Origin of the sequence: Wolbachia endosymbiont (group A) of Volucella inflata (assembly GCF_947250665.1) — a bacterium.
Classification (GTDB): Bacteria; Pseudomonadota; Alphaproteobacteria; order Rickettsiales; family Anaplasmataceae; genus Wolbachia; species Wolbachia pipientis.
Genome location: NZ_OX366338.1, coordinates 1,374,228 through 1,387,753 on the forward strand (window position 1 = coordinate 1,374,228; position 13,526 = coordinate 1,387,753).

Sequence of the window (13,526 nt, forward strand, 5' to 3'; positions counted from 1 at the left end):
AAATTAGCTATAGCTAAAGCAATTTAGGTTTACCAAAATATATTTATAGTTAGACTAGTAACTATAGGTGATGCCTTAAGTTGTCATTCCAGCACGTGACGCTGGAATCCAGCTTTTATAAGCTGGATCCTATGGTCAAGCCCACAACTGTACGAATATTGTCTAGCAGGAGGGTGTCATCCCAGTGCCCAGACACTGGGATCCAGAAATTTTATTAAGTATAAAAGTAGCCGTTTTATGTTAAAATACAACGTTTTAATGATTATGAAAAAGCTGGATTCCAGACTGGAATGACATCGTTTACTATGTGCCATATTGCAATGTTCGTACAGTAAGCCATAGGATGACAGAAGCGGAGCTATAGAAGCCGGTGTGGCTCTGTCGTATAGCTCTAACTGTTTTTAGGGGATAGAAAGGCTATATGGTTGCTAATATATTTTATTGTAAAATAAGCATTCTACATTATTTGCCAGCAAACAAAACTGCTCAATGGTTAAGTCTTCTGGACGCTGGTTTCCACTCAATTTAGCGTTTTCAAGGACAGTTTCAGCGTGGTTCGTTATATTTTGCAAGCTATTTCTCAGCATCTTTCTTCTTTGAGAAAAAACAGCACGTGTTAATCTTGTTAAGGTTTCCAAATTTACTGCAAATTTTGGGATAGGCAAAGGATTTACTGTAATTACTGAAGAATGTATTTTTGGTCTTGGAAAAAACTCTTTAGGTTCAATATCAAATTCCTTTTTTATATCACATAGTAACTGGCTTAGCACTGATAAGGAACCATAATCTTTAGAATTGGGTCTTGCCGTAATGCGATCTGCTACCTCTTTTTGAAACATTAATGTCAAGTTCGTAAAAAATTTTATATTATTTAACCACTTTAAAAATAACACTACCGAGATATTGTAAGGCAAGTTAGCAATAACTTTAACTGGGCGCTCTATCAGCTCTTCTTCTGTAACATGTAGTGCATCCGCTTCTATAATTCTATACTTTCCTTGATGCTCATTTAGCAGTTGGTCATGGTGTTTTACTAAATCTCTATCTTTTTCTATAGAAAGTAGAGACTTTGGATTATGCACCAATATTTCTCTTGTTAATGCACCATATCCAGGACCAATTTCAATGACATTAAAATTTTCCAGACTACCAGCTAAAGCGACGATTTTTTTTGTTATCTCACTCGATAAAATAAAATTTTGCCCTAGACTCTTTTTTGGCTTCAGTAAAAATTTTTTCATATTATTTTCATTATACAGTATTTTAAAAATTAGTTGACTAAAATTCATTGATAATTGTATATTATTAATGTGTTTAACGCCGGCTTAGCTCAATTGGTAGAGCAACTGACTTGTAATCAGTAGGTTGTCAGTTCAAGTCCGACAGCCGGCACTCTCACTCATATAAGTAAAGTTGATGTCCTTTTTAATAGTAGCAAATTGGAAAATGAATGGAATGCGTTCTTCATTTGTTGACTTTATAGGCAAACTTAACGACAAGAGCAACGAAATTACCTCTAAATTAGTAATTTGCCCTCCTTTTACGTCATTTCCAAGCAGTATAGAGTTGAACAATAATATTAATATAGGAGCACAGAATTGCCATCATAAAAAGTTCGGTTCTTACACAGGTGAAATTAGCGCAGAAATGTTAAAAGAACTAGGGTGTACTTACGTAATACTTGGGCATTCTGAAAGGGCCAATGAAAAAGATAGTGAAATAAAACTTAAGTCGGAAATAGCAATAGAATCAGGCTTATACCCAATTATCTGTGTAGGTGAAAATTCAGAAGATTATAAGAATGAAAAAACAAAAGAAGTAATAGAATATCAATGCAAAAACCGCTTGCCAACACACGGTGAATATACCGTAGCATATGAGCCAATATGGGCAATAGGCACAGGTCATGTGCCAAATAATGATGCAATTGCTGAGGTGATAGAGGTAATAAAATTGTGTACTAGTAAAAAACACATTATATATGGTGGTTCAGTCAGTTCAGAAAATATAGAAAATTTGTTAAATATTTCAAATTTATCAGGAGTTTTAATTGGCAGTGCAAGCTTAGATTTCGATCACTTTTATAAAATCATACAACAGGTTGAAAAAAAGTTTTCTCTTATCAATTCTAAAAGTAGATAAAAGGGAATTACTCACTATAGGAATAGGGCTATCACGGGCGTCTCAGTAGATTCCGCTAATGCGTACTCCCTCGTCATAACGTCACGGTATCCGCTAACACGTAGCGAGATGACGGTTGTCAGAGTGACACTGGTTTCCATACAAAAGTGGTGTCATCTAAGTAGCTGATACTGATTTCTATCCAAGACGCCAGTGCCCAGACTACTTGGATCCAGAAGACTTAATTTCAACCAAGTGGCTGCATAATAAAGGCTGGATTCCAGCGTCACGCGCTGGAATGACATCTTTCTTGGTGAACTCAAATCATAATGTTCGTACGGTTGTGGGCTTATAGCTAAAGTAATCTAGGCTCTGTGGACAAAAAATATGAAAAGAGAGAAAAAGATGGTAGTTTAGCCTAATAGGTAAAAAATGGAGAAACTACCATATGCAATATTACATCAAAGAGGAAAATTGGAAACAAATTTTAGAGTTCATAAAAAGCGTAAAAGGAATGCACAGCAAAGATGAAAAACGTTTAAGAATATTCATAGAGGCAGTGTGGTACATAGTGCGAAGTGGTTGCCAATGGAGACTTTTACCAAAAACTTATGGTAATTACAGGAGTATACATAAGCGATTTAAAAGATGGTGTGAAAGAGATGTCTGGAAAAAATTGCTTGAATATACTAAACAAGAGCCTGATTTAGAAGTTGCTATAATCGACGGTACGATCATCCGAGCCCATCCATGTTCATCTGGATATACAAAAAACTCCAAGGATCAAGAAGCTTTAGGGAGGAGCAAAGGTGGCTTTACAACTAAAATACATGCGCTTGTCGATGCACTTGGAAATCCACTTAAATTTACTCTGACTCCTGGTCAAAGAAATGAAATTACGCAGGCACAAGTGTTGACCGAAAGTATCTATAACTCTACTGTAGTAGCTGACAAGGGCTACGATAGCAATGCCTTTGTTACAAGTCTTGAAGACAAGGGATGTACAGTAGTTATTCCGCCAAAACGGAATCGAAAAGTGCAAAGGTATTACGATGAGCATATCTACAAAGAACGTCATTTGATTGAGTGTTTTTTTGGTAAAATTAAAAATTTTAGGCGCATTTTTTCCAGATTTGATAAAACTGCTGAGGTTTTTATGGGTTTTCTCAATTTTGTTGGAGCTCTTGTATGGCTTCTCTAAAATTTTGTCCACAGAGCCTAGAAAATTAACGATATTTTATTCCCCGGTGAACGCTCTATTTTGTTTTCCAACTCTAGTTCCAAAAGAGCCATTAGAGCTATGTTGGTAGAAAGTCCGCTTGCTAATATAAGTTCATCTATATCAACAGGTACAGAGTTAATATGATCAACTATAACAGATTTTGCCTGTTGTAATTTTTCTTGTTTTTGGTTAACAGCATAGTGCTCAACATCAAATAGGTTTTTTTGCTGCGGAGGTAAACTAAACCTAACACTTTCTATTATGTCATCAGCGGACTCGATAAGCTTAGCACCGTTTTTAATTAAATAATTACTACCACTACAGCGTGAATCTAAAGGGAAACCAGAAACTGCAAACACCTCTCTCCCTTGATTTAAAGCAAAATCTGCTGTTATTAGAGAGCCAGAACGTTTCGACGCTTCAATCACTGCAACACCCAGCGATAGACCAGATATAATTCGATTCCTTTGAGGAAAATATTGAGGCTTTGGTTTAGTAGCAAATGGAAGCTCAGTAACTATTAATCCGCCATTCTCGGTGATTTTTTTGTATAGATCAAAATTCTCTTTTGGGTACACCACATCAATCCCACTTGCTGTAACAGCAATAGTGGGATGATCTTTGTATATTACACTGTTTGCTGCAGTATCGATTCCTCTTGCAAGTCCAGAAACAATAACAAAACCAGCTTCGCTTAAATCAAGTGCCAACTTATTGGCAAAATTTCTTCCATTTATTGAAGAGTTACGCCCACCAATTATTGCAATTATCTCGCGGCTTAATAATGATACATCACCAAGCGCAGTTATTGCAGGAGGACAACTAGAGATATTTCTTAAAAGATCAGGGTAATCTGGGTCACATGCGGGTATAATTTTAGCTCCAATTCTTTCTGCATTATTGATTTCTTCTCGTGCATCTTGAATGCCATACACCTTATTATTAGCCACCCTATTGAGATATTTTAGCACCTCATCTAGCGATCCATGTGTTCTTAGTATACTAAAAAACTTTATTGGTCCTATAGTTCTAGCCAAGCTTAACCATACTTCTAATTCTTTGTTGTTCAATTTATTTATCTTCATAAAAGACTTGAATTTCTTATCAATTTAGTGTACCCAAGATAATACAAATATACAGTGTTTTATGACGCATTTTGTTACAGATAAATGCATAAAATGTAAATATACGGACTGTGTGGAAGTATGTCCCGTTGACTGCTTCTATGAAGGTAAAAACATGCTCGTGATTAACCCAGATGAATGTATTGATTGCGGAGTGTGCATACCTGAGTGTCCAGTAGATGCAATTGTAACTGATGATTCCATAAAAGATATTTTAGAACTAGATGAAGAGTTGCTGAGCAGCGAACAAAAAACTTTCAAGTCATTTTACAACATAAACTTAGAATACTCACAAAAATGGCCAAATATCACAGCTAAAAAACAACCTCTCTATACTGCAGAAGAGTATAAGGAAAAAAAGGATAAAACAACTTATTTTGATGAAAATTTAGAATAATATTAACAAAGAAAAAGATCAGACTCCTTGCATAACCATATGAAAAACTAGCAACTCACTCTTCTTTGTCATTCCAGCGCGTGACGCACAATCGTACGAACATTGCAATTTGCAGGTGGCAGATGGTGTCATGCAAGTAGCTGACACTGGTTTCCATCCAAAAGGGCAGTGCCTTTATGATGTCATCCGAGTAGCCCCTATGATGTCATCCCAGTGCCTCTATGATGTCATCCCAGTGCTTGACACTGGGATCCAGAAAAAAGAATGGTGTCATTCCAGTGCCCAGACACTGGAATCCAGACTTTCCGTAAAAACGTTATATTTTAACATAACACTTTATATGCTCACCAACTTAGTGCTAATCAAAATCCTGGATCCAAGTAGTCAGGGCACTGGGATGACATCATTTGTTGTATCTTAACAAAACAAACGTTCGTACAGTTGTGCATAGGATAGAGCTATAGAATTTTTCAAAGCGTTTTTTCTATTGAAGATAAGAGCATCTTTTATATATGCTATATAGTAAAACATAGAATGCTTATGGTTCCAACTATAGCAATTTTAAGTGGTGGATTTTCTTGTGAGAGAGAAATATCACTTATGAGTGGAAAAGCAGTAAAGAAAGCGCTCGATAGCCTTTCATATAATGCAATAGAAATAGATGTTGACAGCAATATTGCTGAAAAGCTTAAAAAAATTAATCCGGGCCTTGCTTTTATCGCTCTGCATGGACCTTATGGTGAAGATGGCTGCATTCAAGGTTTATTGGAAATCTTAGGTATAAAATATACACACTCAGGAGTTATGGCTTCGGCTGTTGCTATGAACAAGGCAATGTCAAAGCATATATTCCGGTCCCTTAGTATTGATACTCCAAAAGGTTATGTAATTAGCCGAGAAGATGTACTAAAAAATAATATTAAAATCGATTATCCGTACGTCTTAAAACCAATTAATGAAGGTTCAAGTATTGGAGTGTACATAATTTTCTCGCACGAGGATTACTTAGAACTGAAAGATAATAGTTCTACTATAATGGAAAAGATGATCGTAGAAGAATACATACCGGGCATAGAGTTACATACTGCTGTATTGCTGGATGAAGCAATTGGCACTATAGAAGTACGACCAAAAAATAAATTCTATGATTATGAAGCAAAGTATACAGATGGATTTGCAGAACATATATTTCCTGCTGAAATTCCTAACAATATATATAAAATGACCTTGGAACACGCACTGAAAGTTCATCAATTTTTAGGATGCAAAACTATTTCCCGCTCAGATTTCCGTTATAATCCCAAAAATAACACTGTAAAAATGCTTGAGATTAATACACATCCTGGCTTTACTGAGTTATCGTTAGTGCCAGAAATTGCAAAATTGGCAAAAGGAATCAATTTTAATGAATTAGTTAAAATTATTATTGAAGATAGTTTGCAGCACAAAAATATTAGGGATTTAAGTCATGTTGAGCAGTATTGCTAGAAGCCAAAGGAGTTTTTTGCGTAAGTGTGCCTTGGTTATTATCACAGCACTTTTTCTTACGCTAATACTTTACAGCTCACTTGATAAAATAATAAATCGATTTAATTACTACTTTACTTGGTATAATGACTGCCTATCTAGTTTATTACTCAGTAGTGGATTTTCAATCGACGAAGTAGTCGTGAGCGGCAATAAATTTACAAACAAAAAGGATATTCTAAGTTTGACAGATAGAACGCAACCTATCCTGTATATATCACTTTCAAAACTTGCCGGTAACATACAATCCGTAAGCAGGTGGATAAAACACGTAAGAGTTCACAGAATTTTGCCCAATACTCTACACATTAATATAGATGAGCATAAACCGTTTGCTCTCTGGAAAGATAATAACAAAACCTCGGTAATAGATTTTGAAGGTAAAGTGATCGTAGATGACTATCTAGTAGATGATCTTGTTGTAATTACAGGACAAAACTCGTTATCAAACCTAGAATTTGTTAGAGATGTGTTGGAGAGTAAAACTCAATTAAGAGACCACATTTCTTCTTTTGCTTATATAGGGAATAGAAGATGGAATATCATACTTGATAACGATTCCACAGTAAAACTGCCTGAAGATAACCCTTATAGTGCATGGGACTATTTAAACCACTTACACAATACAACTGATTTTACTTTCAGCGATTGGAGTATTATTGATATGCGTATTACTGATAAAATCTTTGTGAAGAGGTGATCTGCTGTCATCCAAGCAGCGGGATACTTAACCGTCATACCGCGATTCATTCGCGGTATTCAGCCGTTAACAAGCAGCGGAATGACAGCAATCCTACGTCATACCGCGATTCATTCACGGTATCTCTTGGCATAGATCCCGCTAACACGTAGCGGGATGACGGTTGTCAGGCTAGCTGTCATCCCAGTAGCCTCCTTTCTCCTATCATCCCAGTAGCCTCCTTCTCCTGTCATCCCAGTGCCCTCTACCTTGTCATCCCAGTGCCCAGACACTGGGATCCAGGAAAAAGAATGGTGTCATGAAAGTAACTGACACTGATTCCTTTATGATGGTGTCATCCCAGTGTCAAGCACTGGGATGACAAAAAAAGGAGCACTGGGATGACACCCTACTAGGTGTACAGTCCCAGAGTGTGATGGTATGATAAAATATGAGAAAAAAATACCATCAAAGGAGGAGTTATGGGACAAATATTACATGGGTGCGCCAAAACAACACAGACGATTCGTAGAGCAATACAAAATAGAAAAGAGAGCATAGCAAAACTCTCCAAGCATTATAACCTTAATCCAAAAACTATTATTAAGTGGAGAAAACGTTCATTTACGAAAGATGCTGATATGGGTCCAAAGCGTCCAAGATCGACTGTTTTAACGCTAGAAGAGGAAGCTATAATAGTTACATTTCGCAAGTATACACTACTGCCACTAGATGATTGCCTTTACGCTCTGCAGTCTACAATTCCGCATTTGACTCGCTCTAGCTTGCATCGTTGTTTACAAAGACACAACATTAGCAGATTACCAACTGTTGATGGAGAAGTTAAGTCAAAAAAGAAATTCAAACAATATCCTATCGGTTACTTTCATATTGATATTGCTGAAGTTAGAACTGAGGAGGGCAAATTACATTTGTTTGTTGCTATTGATAGGACATCCAAATTTACCTATGTTGAGTTGCGTAACAGTGCTACAAAACCCATAGCTGCTGAGTTCTTACGTAATTTGATTAGAATTTTACCGTATAAAATCCATACTATTTTGACAGATAACGGTATACAATTTACAAACCAGAAGCGTCATAAGTATGCTTTCCAACATATATTTGATAGAGTTTGCGAAGAGAATGTTATTGAACATCGTTTGACAAAAGTTAGCCATCCTTGGACGAATGGGCAAGTCGAGCGTATGAATAAAACTTTAAAGGATGCTACAGTTAAGAAGTATTACTATCAATCGCACCAGCAACTTAAAGAACACCTTTATAACTTTGTTATGGCTTATAATTATGCAAAGAGACTCAAAACTCTTAAGGGTCTTACTCCTTATGAATTTATATGTTATCAGTGGACACAGTCTCCAGAATTATTTATACTAAATCCACACCATCACACTCTGGGACCATACACCTAGAGCTTGTAATCCATAAAAATCACTTACTCCGCTACTGTCTGCTTCATCTGTCCATCTTAGCCATAATTCTTGTACTTTCTTTCGAAATTCTCCATCTCTTGCTTTTGATTGTGGTTTTATTCCTGTTCCAATAGAGTTACTTACTATTGTATCAATGATATTTGCTGCATATGGATTTTTTCTCACCATGTCACGTGATCGACTACGTAAAGTTTCAAGGCTTTGAGACAGCAAATTGTTTATACTTCCTAACTCTGGTTGAAAGTGAAAAAATCTTCTTCCTGAGCCTGCTGCATCCCAGGCTGAGCTTTTTATCTTTGGTTTATTAAATAGTTGTTTGAATGATTTGAGTAACATTTAGCCCCTTGAGTATGCAACAAGTTGCTGCACAAATTTGAGTGATTTTATTTCAATTTACACTCCAGTAAGTTTTGCTATCTTTTATAAATTGTATCCCTATGTCCTATTTCGGTGATAGTTACCGTATATTCTAGCTTAGCTATTTTATAAATAACCCTGTAATTACCTACCCTTAGTCTCTTACTACCTACTAACCTACCACTCAATGGCTTACCAAGATTAATCGGATCAATTGTAAGACGCTCGTCTATAGCTCTTCTAATTCTTGATCTTATTGTTGGTGGTAAAGTAAGGAAATCTTTCTCAAGAACCTTTTCCGAATAGATAATACTGTATTTCACTCATCTTTAATTGTCTTTGCAGATAATACTTTATCCCAGTCAACATCCTCATTTTTCACCGTCTTTGCATCTGGCATATCACGTTCTTTTATGATTTCAGCCATCTCTTTCTCTGCCTCGAATTCTTCCTTCACAAGACACACTAAAACTTCTGGTATAGTTTTATTCCATGTTTTTGCAACCTCTGTAAGATACTGAGCAAATTCCCCCTCAAAACTTACATTAACATTCAGCCTTTCTTGACCTTGATCCATATTTTAACTATAAAACACCAATTTTAAACTATAACATTTTTACACAATTTTGTCAATCCCCTTACTTGTCGCAATCACAATTCTTCTCTTCGGTCTCACACCTGCAACTTTCAGTTCAGCTTTAATACGTTGCCGTAGATTCAGCAAATCATTTATCTGAACTTCAGCATATCTCACAACATGGTCACCATATGCAATTGATACTACTCGCTCTCCGCTTTGCAGCTTCTTTATCGCTTCTTCAATTTGAACTAAATACTCTTCGTTATACATTTTCCAACCACTTACTCTGTCTTACTCTTTTAGGCTTTTTACTTTCCATTTTTCCACTCAAACTATTCCATTTACTCTCTGGCCATCTGTCTATTCCCAGTGCTATCGATGCTGCTCTTGCGTAAATTCGACAATCAAGTACTTCATTTCTTTCTCTTACCTTTTGCCACTCTTGTTTGGTGTATCCTTTCACTACCTTGCTGACTAATTGCTCTTCCGTTAGCTGCTTAAAATATTCAGGTGCATACTCGGGAAAATGACAATATCCTGCTGGCACTTTCTCTTTTTCCCCGTTTTTTAAAACATTAAGTAGCTGAAAAAGCTCTGACTTTAATATCGATACTCCAACTGGCCATAGCTTTATTCCTCTCTTTAGCTTTTGACCACCAACTGTTATATCTACTCTACTTGGGCTGCTAAGTGGTACTAGCGCTTTGGTTACACCTTTGACTGCCATTACTCTTCCACAGCCTTGATGACCTCTTACCCAGTTGTATACTTCCTGCGTTGCATAACCTGCATCAACTGCCATCATGCTTATCATGTATTCAAGCCCATTTTCACCGATAAAATGATGATTTAAGAGCTCAGAGAGTTTTCTCCATACTTCCCCACCTCCTGTATCTCCTTCAAATACTCGATAATCTATTGACCAATTTTCACGGCTTTTTCCCCATGCGACAACTTCTACTTCTAAACGATCTTTTTGTACATCAACACCTGCTGTGAGTACCACTTCGCCTTTTGGTACTGTGCCTGCGGGAAAAAATTCTCTCCTGTTAAATAGTTGCTTCCAGTCCGGTACTTCTCCTTTATCTACCCAAGTTTCTCCAAGCGTTGTATTTATCCAAACTTTCAGTAATTGTTCACTTTCTTTGGCATGGAGAAAATCTTCTACTGCTTGTTGCCAACTATACCAGCCAACTGGACTATAAAGACTTGAAAGATGAAATCCTTTTTTCTCACCTTTCATTGGATTAGTAGCTCTCCATTCTCCACGGTCAAGCATCTCTGTCTTTTGATGATTTTCTATCTTTTCACCACATTCTATACATATATAGTGTGCTGTATTTGGATTTTTATCTTCCCATTTTATTTGTGACCATTTTAGAACTTGATAGTAATTACAATATGGACATGGTACAAAAAAATATCTCTTATCTGTTGCTTCGAATTCCTTCTCAATTCTGCTTATTCCATGAATCGTTGGTGTTGATACTAAAAAAATCTTTCGCCGTGCAAAAGTGTTAGTTCGAGCAATACTGAGCAGTACTGGATCTCCTTCTCCTCCTGAATCTCCTGGATAGGCATCTATTTCATCAAGAAAGAGATATTTTACTGGCATAGATCTCAGTCCTACACTGCTGTTTGCTCCGGTTATTACTACTATTCCACCTGGAAATTCCTTACTTTGTACAGTATTGCCTGAGTCTCTTGATCTTGGGTCTTTTACTTTACTCTTTAAACATGGTGTACTCTCTATTAACGGCGCAAATCTTCCCTTCGACCAACGTTTCCCCATTTCAACTGTTGGCTGTACTACTAGCATTGGTCCTGGTGTTTGATCGATGATATAGCCAATCCAATTGTTGCCAGCTTCTGTTCCCCCAATCTGCGCTCCTTTCATGAATACTACTTTTTCTGCTGGTGAGGACGGAGAAAGTGAATCCATGATTTCTTTTAAATAAGGAGTTCTTTCCGTTCTCCATTTACCTGGCTCTGATGCTGCAGTTGCTGCTAAAACTCGATACTCATTCGCCCACTCTGATACTTTAAGTTGCGGGTCTGGTCTTAAACCTTCAGAAAAAGATGTGGCGTATATCATTGTCTGCATCTACTCATAATTGCAACATTATTAACAGTAGAACTACACTCTTCCAGTTCCATAAACATCTTTTTCTGAAATTCGTTTTCTATATATCTTTTGCTCATCTCACTTATCATTATTGCTATAACAAGCGCAAATACCCCTGTTATTGTTGCAAAAATGATTGCACTGCTTATTGCTGTTACCGTTAAACCTATATATGCTGCCATTGCTACTGCGCTAACTGTAATACAGATGCAGATAATATTATTATGTTTTTTCATCCTTTTATCTGCTATTTCTCTCTGTGCTATATATTTATTATGAAGGGTTGGAAAATTAACAACGGTATCTCTGCAGAGTAACGCTCCATTTTTTTCATTAAATAAAACTTTAAGTAATTCTAAATTATTTGACTTGATTGCTAAGTGCAAAACAGGTGTATAGTTTGCTCCTTTTTTCAGTAGTAATTTTACTACATGTAAATGTCCTTTTTCTGCAGCAAGGTAAATCGGTGATAGATCTTTATTATTTGAAATATCAATATCAATTTCTTCCTTTAAGATTGCATCTACAAGCTCAATTTCTCCTTTCTGTCCAGCTAAATGCAATAGACTATTCTTCTCAGAACCATATTTATTGCTCATCAAAGTCTTCTTTATCTCAGGTCTATTTTTAGCGTAATCAAATGGTGTCTTGCCGCTATCGTCTTTTACCAGAGGATCTATATCTTCTCGCGTTAGTAAGACCTCTATTGTTTTAAGTCTTTCAGCGTAATGTAGTGGTGTTTTATTTTCGTAGTCTTGCAAATTGACTTGAGCATTAGGCTCCCTTATTAAGCATTTGAGGATATCAAGACATAAGTCTCTTTCATCGTAATTAGTATTACTTACAGCTATATGAACAGGTGACAATTTCATTGAGTTTTGCCCTATACGTGCGCTATTTACATCTGCACCTAGCTTTAGCAGTAACTTTACTATCTCCAACTTTTTATTATTAACTGCATAGTGCATTGGTGTCTGATTTCGTGCATCAAAAACCTCGATTTCAGCATTTCCTTCTCTTACTAAAATTTTTACAACTTCTACATGTCCAATACCAGCTGCCAAATGTAATGGTGTATGAAATATTGCATTGCACGAATTAACATCAATGCCTCTATTTATTAGGTACCTTACAGCATGTACCTCACCCACCATTGCAGCTAAATGAAGTAAGCTATCTTGTTCTGATCCGTATTTGTTATTAATTAGCGCTTTTAATATTTCTGCTTTTTTCCCTTCTTTGGCGTAATCAAGAGATGTTTTACCATCATTATCTTCCACAAAAGGATTAATGTTCTTCTTCGTGAGTAACAAATCCACCATGCTTAATTCGTCAAACTCTATAGCGCAATGTAGTGGGGTTTTTCCGTTTAACCCTCTAACATTTATATCTACTCCTGGTTGATTAATGAGGCACTTTATTAATTCTAAACTTAACTTAGCAGACATTATTAAAATTTAGCGTTAGATAATTCTTCAAGTGAGTTTGTAATCTCTTCAGTGAGCGCCATATGAATCTTTTCAGTGTCACTCAGTGATGCAAGTAGCGCTGAAACTCTATTTGGAATATTAAGCAGATTATTACGTACAACTCTTGCTACATTAAATGCATCGCGCTTTACTTCCTCTACTGCTACAAGTTCTCCTATCTCAGCCTTAGCTTTTGCCTCAAGCAGTTTACCTCGTTCCATTTCATTTTTTATTCGCGTTTTTAGCAACATCGTGGAAAGGTTACTTGTATTTTCGTTTTCTGGATTTTTCCTCCTCAATGGCTGGCTTGGATCTCTGATTGTTTCTATAGCCCTATTTGCTTGTTCTCGGTCAATGAGTCCATCCTCCAATTCAACTATTCCTTTCTTTACTAGATAACAGACATATTGCTTTGATACTCCTATCTCTCTTGCCCATTCCGTTTGTGTGATCCTTTCCACTTTTTTTGCC

The 13,526-nt window shown here is 36.5% G+C and carries 16 protein-coding genes, 1 tRNA gene and 1 pseudogene; 8 read left to right on the forward strand and 10 right to left on the reverse strand.

Annotated elements, in window-relative coordinates; translation table 11 throughout:
* Window positions 1-428: 428 nt before the first annotated feature.
* Window positions 429-1,241, reverse strand: coding sequence for a 16S rRNA (adenine(1518)-N(6)/adenine(1519)-N(6))-dimethyltransferase RsmA (gene rsmA / locus OOK85_RS07020; protein ID WP_264704224.1), 813 nt, complete (start codon window positions 1,239-1,241; stop codon window positions 429-431).
* A gap of 78 nt (window positions 1,242-1,319) precedes the next feature.
* Between rsmA and OOK85_RS07025 the strand changes: the two genes are divergently transcribed.
* The 3 genes from OOK85_RS07025 to OOK85_RS07035 all read left to right on the forward strand — a co-directional run bounded on the left by OOK85_RS07025 (window position 1,320) and on the right by OOK85_RS07035 (window position 3,322).
* Window positions 1,320-1,392 (forward strand) — tRNA-Thr (locus OOK85_RS07025).
* Window positions 1,393-1,416: 24 nt separating this feature from the next.
* Complete coding sequence (locus OOK85_RS07030; RefSeq protein ID WP_264703033.1) at window positions 1,417-2,142, forward strand: triosephosphate isomerase; 726 nt, start codon at window positions 1,417-1,419, stop codon at window positions 2,140-2,142.
* A gap of 427 nt (window positions 2,143-2,569) precedes the next feature.
* Window positions 2,570-3,322 carry an IS5 family transposase gene (locus OOK85_RS07035; RefSeq protein WP_264702259.1) on the forward strand — a complete coding sequence of 251 codons (753 nt, stop codon included), beginning with the start codon at window positions 2,570-2,572 and terminating at the stop codon, window positions 3,320-3,322.
* Window positions 3,323-3,339: 17 nt separating this feature from the next.
* Here the strand turns inward: OOK85_RS07035 and dprA are convergent, their stop codons facing one another.
* Window positions 3,340-4,428 carry a DNA-processing protein DprA gene (dprA, locus tag OOK85_RS07040; protein WP_264703035.1) on the reverse strand — a complete coding sequence of 363 codons (1,089 nt, stop codon included), beginning with the start codon at window positions 4,426-4,428 and terminating at the stop codon, window positions 3,340-3,342.
* Between the two features lie 61 nt (window positions 4,429-4,489).
* Between dprA and OOK85_RS07045 the strand changes: the two genes are divergently transcribed.
* From OOK85_RS07045 to OOK85_RS07060, 4 genes are all read left to right on the forward strand, one after another.
* A complete protein-coding gene (locus OOK85_RS07045; RefSeq protein WP_264703038.1) occupies window positions 4,490-4,864 on the forward strand; it encodes a ferredoxin family protein in 375 nt (124 codons plus the stop codon).
* 115 nt (window positions 4,865-4,979) lie between these two features.
* Entirely contained in the window at window positions 4,980-5,285 is a 306-nt protein-coding gene (locus OOK85_RS07050) for a hypothetical protein (protein ID WP_264703041.1), read from the forward strand.
* 113 nt (window positions 5,286-5,398) lie between these two features.
* On the forward strand, window positions 5,399-6,352 hold the full coding sequence (locus tag OOK85_RS07055; protein ID WP_264703043.1) for a D-alanine--D-alanine ligase: 954 nt from the start codon (window positions 5,399-5,401) through the stop codon (window positions 6,350-6,352).
* Complete coding sequence (locus OOK85_RS07060; RefSeq protein WP_264703045.1) at window positions 6,333-7,091, forward strand: cell division protein FtsQ/DivIB; 759 nt, start codon at window positions 6,333-6,335, stop codon at window positions 7,089-7,091. Before OOK85_RS07055 ends, OOK85_RS07060 begins: the two co-directional genes overlap by 20 nt.
* Before the next feature lie 110 nt (window positions 7,092-7,201).
* On the opposite strand, the gene OOK85_RS07065 is transcribed toward OOK85_RS07060, so the two are convergent.
* The gene (locus tag OOK85_RS07065) at window positions 7,202-7,324 is read right to left on the reverse strand and encodes a hypothetical protein (RefSeq protein ID WP_264703047.1); all 123 of its coding nucleotides are present in this window, start codon (window positions 7,322-7,324) and stop codon (window positions 7,202-7,204) included.
* Window positions 7,325-7,552: 228 nt separating this feature from the next.
* Here OOK85_RS07065 and OOK85_RS07070 point away from each other — a divergent pair, with 228 nt between their 5' ends.
* Window positions 7,553-8,503: an IS481 family transposase gene (locus tag OOK85_RS07070; RefSeq protein ID WP_264702189.1), complete on the forward strand. Its 951-nt coding sequence runs from the start codon at window positions 7,553-7,555 to the stop codon at window positions 8,501-8,503.
* Here OOK85_RS07070 and OOK85_RS07075 read toward each other — a convergent pair.
* From OOK85_RS07075 to OOK85_RS07105, 7 genes and pseudogenes are all read right to left on the reverse strand, one after another.
* A pseudogene (locus tag OOK85_RS07075) lies at window positions 8,501-8,860 on the reverse strand (phage portal protein); the annotation flags it as partial. The gene OOK85_RS07070 and the pseudogene OOK85_RS07075 sit on opposite strands and share 3 nt — an antisense overlap.
* 77 nt (window positions 8,861-8,937) lie before the next feature.
* Window positions 8,938-9,204 (reverse strand): type II toxin-antitoxin system RelE family toxin, encoded by a 267-nt coding sequence (locus OOK85_RS07080; RefSeq protein ID WP_264703049.1) that lies wholly within the window; start codon window positions 9,202-9,204, stop codon window positions 8,938-8,940.
* Window positions 9,201-9,458 carry a hypothetical protein gene (locus OOK85_RS07085; RefSeq protein ID WP_264703051.1) on the reverse strand — a complete coding sequence of 86 codons (258 nt, stop codon included), beginning with the start codon at window positions 9,456-9,458 and terminating at the stop codon, window positions 9,201-9,203. The genes OOK85_RS07080 and OOK85_RS07085 overlap by 4 nt, the downstream gene beginning before the upstream one ends.
* A 39-nt stretch (window positions 9,459-9,497) precedes the next feature.
* The gene (locus tag OOK85_RS07090; RefSeq protein ID WP_264703053.1) at window positions 9,498-9,731 is read right to left on the reverse strand and encodes a gpW family protein; all 234 of its coding nucleotides are present in this window, start codon (window positions 9,729-9,731) and stop codon (window positions 9,498-9,500) included.
* Complete coding sequence (locus OOK85_RS07095; RefSeq protein ID WP_264704225.1) at window positions 9,724-11,556, reverse strand: phage terminase large subunit family protein; 1,833 nt, start codon at window positions 11,554-11,556, stop codon at window positions 9,724-9,726. Before OOK85_RS07095 ends, OOK85_RS07090 begins: the two co-directional genes overlap by 8 nt.
* Window positions 11,553-13,034, reverse strand: coding sequence for an ankyrin repeat domain-containing protein (locus tag OOK85_RS07100; RefSeq protein WP_264703055.1), 1,482 nt, complete (start codon window positions 13,032-13,034; stop codon window positions 11,553-11,555). The genes OOK85_RS07095 and OOK85_RS07100 overlap by 4 nt, the downstream gene beginning before the upstream one ends.
* A 2-nt stretch (window positions 13,035-13,036) precedes the next feature.
* Entirely contained in the window at window positions 13,037-13,516 is a 480-nt protein-coding gene (locus OOK85_RS07105; RefSeq protein WP_264704226.1) for a hypothetical protein, read from the reverse strand.
* Window positions 13,517-13,526 lie beyond the last annotated feature (10 nt).

Bases quoted from the DNA above. Each gene is read 5' to 3' on its own strand.
- rsmA (WP_264704224.1), bottom strand. From the start codon at position 1,241: ATGAAAAAATTTTTACTGAAGCCAAAAAAGAGTCTAGGGCAAAATTTT.
- OOK85_RS07030 (WP_264703033.1), top strand. From the start codon at position 1,417: ATGTCCTTTTTAATAGTAGCAAATTGGAAAATGAATGGAATGCGTTCT.
- OOK85_RS07035 (WP_264702259.1), top strand. From the start codon at position 2,570: ATGCAATATTACATCAAAGAGGAAAATTGGAAACAAATTTTAGAGTTC.
- dprA (WP_264703035.1), bottom strand. From the start codon at position 4,428: ATGAAGATAAATAAATTGAACAACAAAGAATTAGAAGTATGGTTAAGC.
- OOK85_RS07045 (WP_264703038.1), top strand. From the start codon at position 4,490: ATGACGCATTTTGTTACAGATAAATGCATAAAATGTAAATATACGGAC.
- OOK85_RS07055 (WP_264703043.1), top strand. From the start codon at position 5,399: ATGCTTATGGTTCCAACTATAGCAATTTTAAGTGGTGGATTTTCTTGT.
- OOK85_RS07060 (WP_264703045.1), top strand. From the start codon at position 6,333: ATGTTGAGCAGTATTGCTAGAAGCCAAAGGAGTTTTTTGCGTAAGTGT.
- OOK85_RS07065 (WP_264703047.1), bottom strand. From the start codon at position 7,324: ATGACAGGAGAAGGAGGCTACTGGGATGATAGGAGAAAGGAGGCTACT.
- OOK85_RS07070 (WP_264702189.1), top strand. From the start codon at position 7,553: ATGGGACAAATATTACATGGGTGCGCCAAAACAACACAGACGATTCGT.
- OOK85_RS07085 (WP_264703051.1), bottom strand. From the start codon at position 9,458: ATGGATCAAGGTCAAGAAAGGCTGAATGTTAATGTAAGTTTTGAGGGG.
- OOK85_RS07090 (WP_264703053.1), bottom strand. From the start codon at position 9,731: ATGTATAACGAAGAGTATTTAGTTCAAATTGAAGAAGCGATAAAGAAG.
- OOK85_RS07095 (WP_264704225.1), bottom strand. From the start codon at position 11,556: ATGATATACGCCACATCTTTTTCTGAAGGTTTAAGACCAGACCCGCAA.
- OOK85_RS07100 (WP_264703055.1), bottom strand. From the start codon at position 13,034: ATGTCTGCTAAGTTAAGTTTAGAATTAATAAAGTGCCTCATTAATCAA.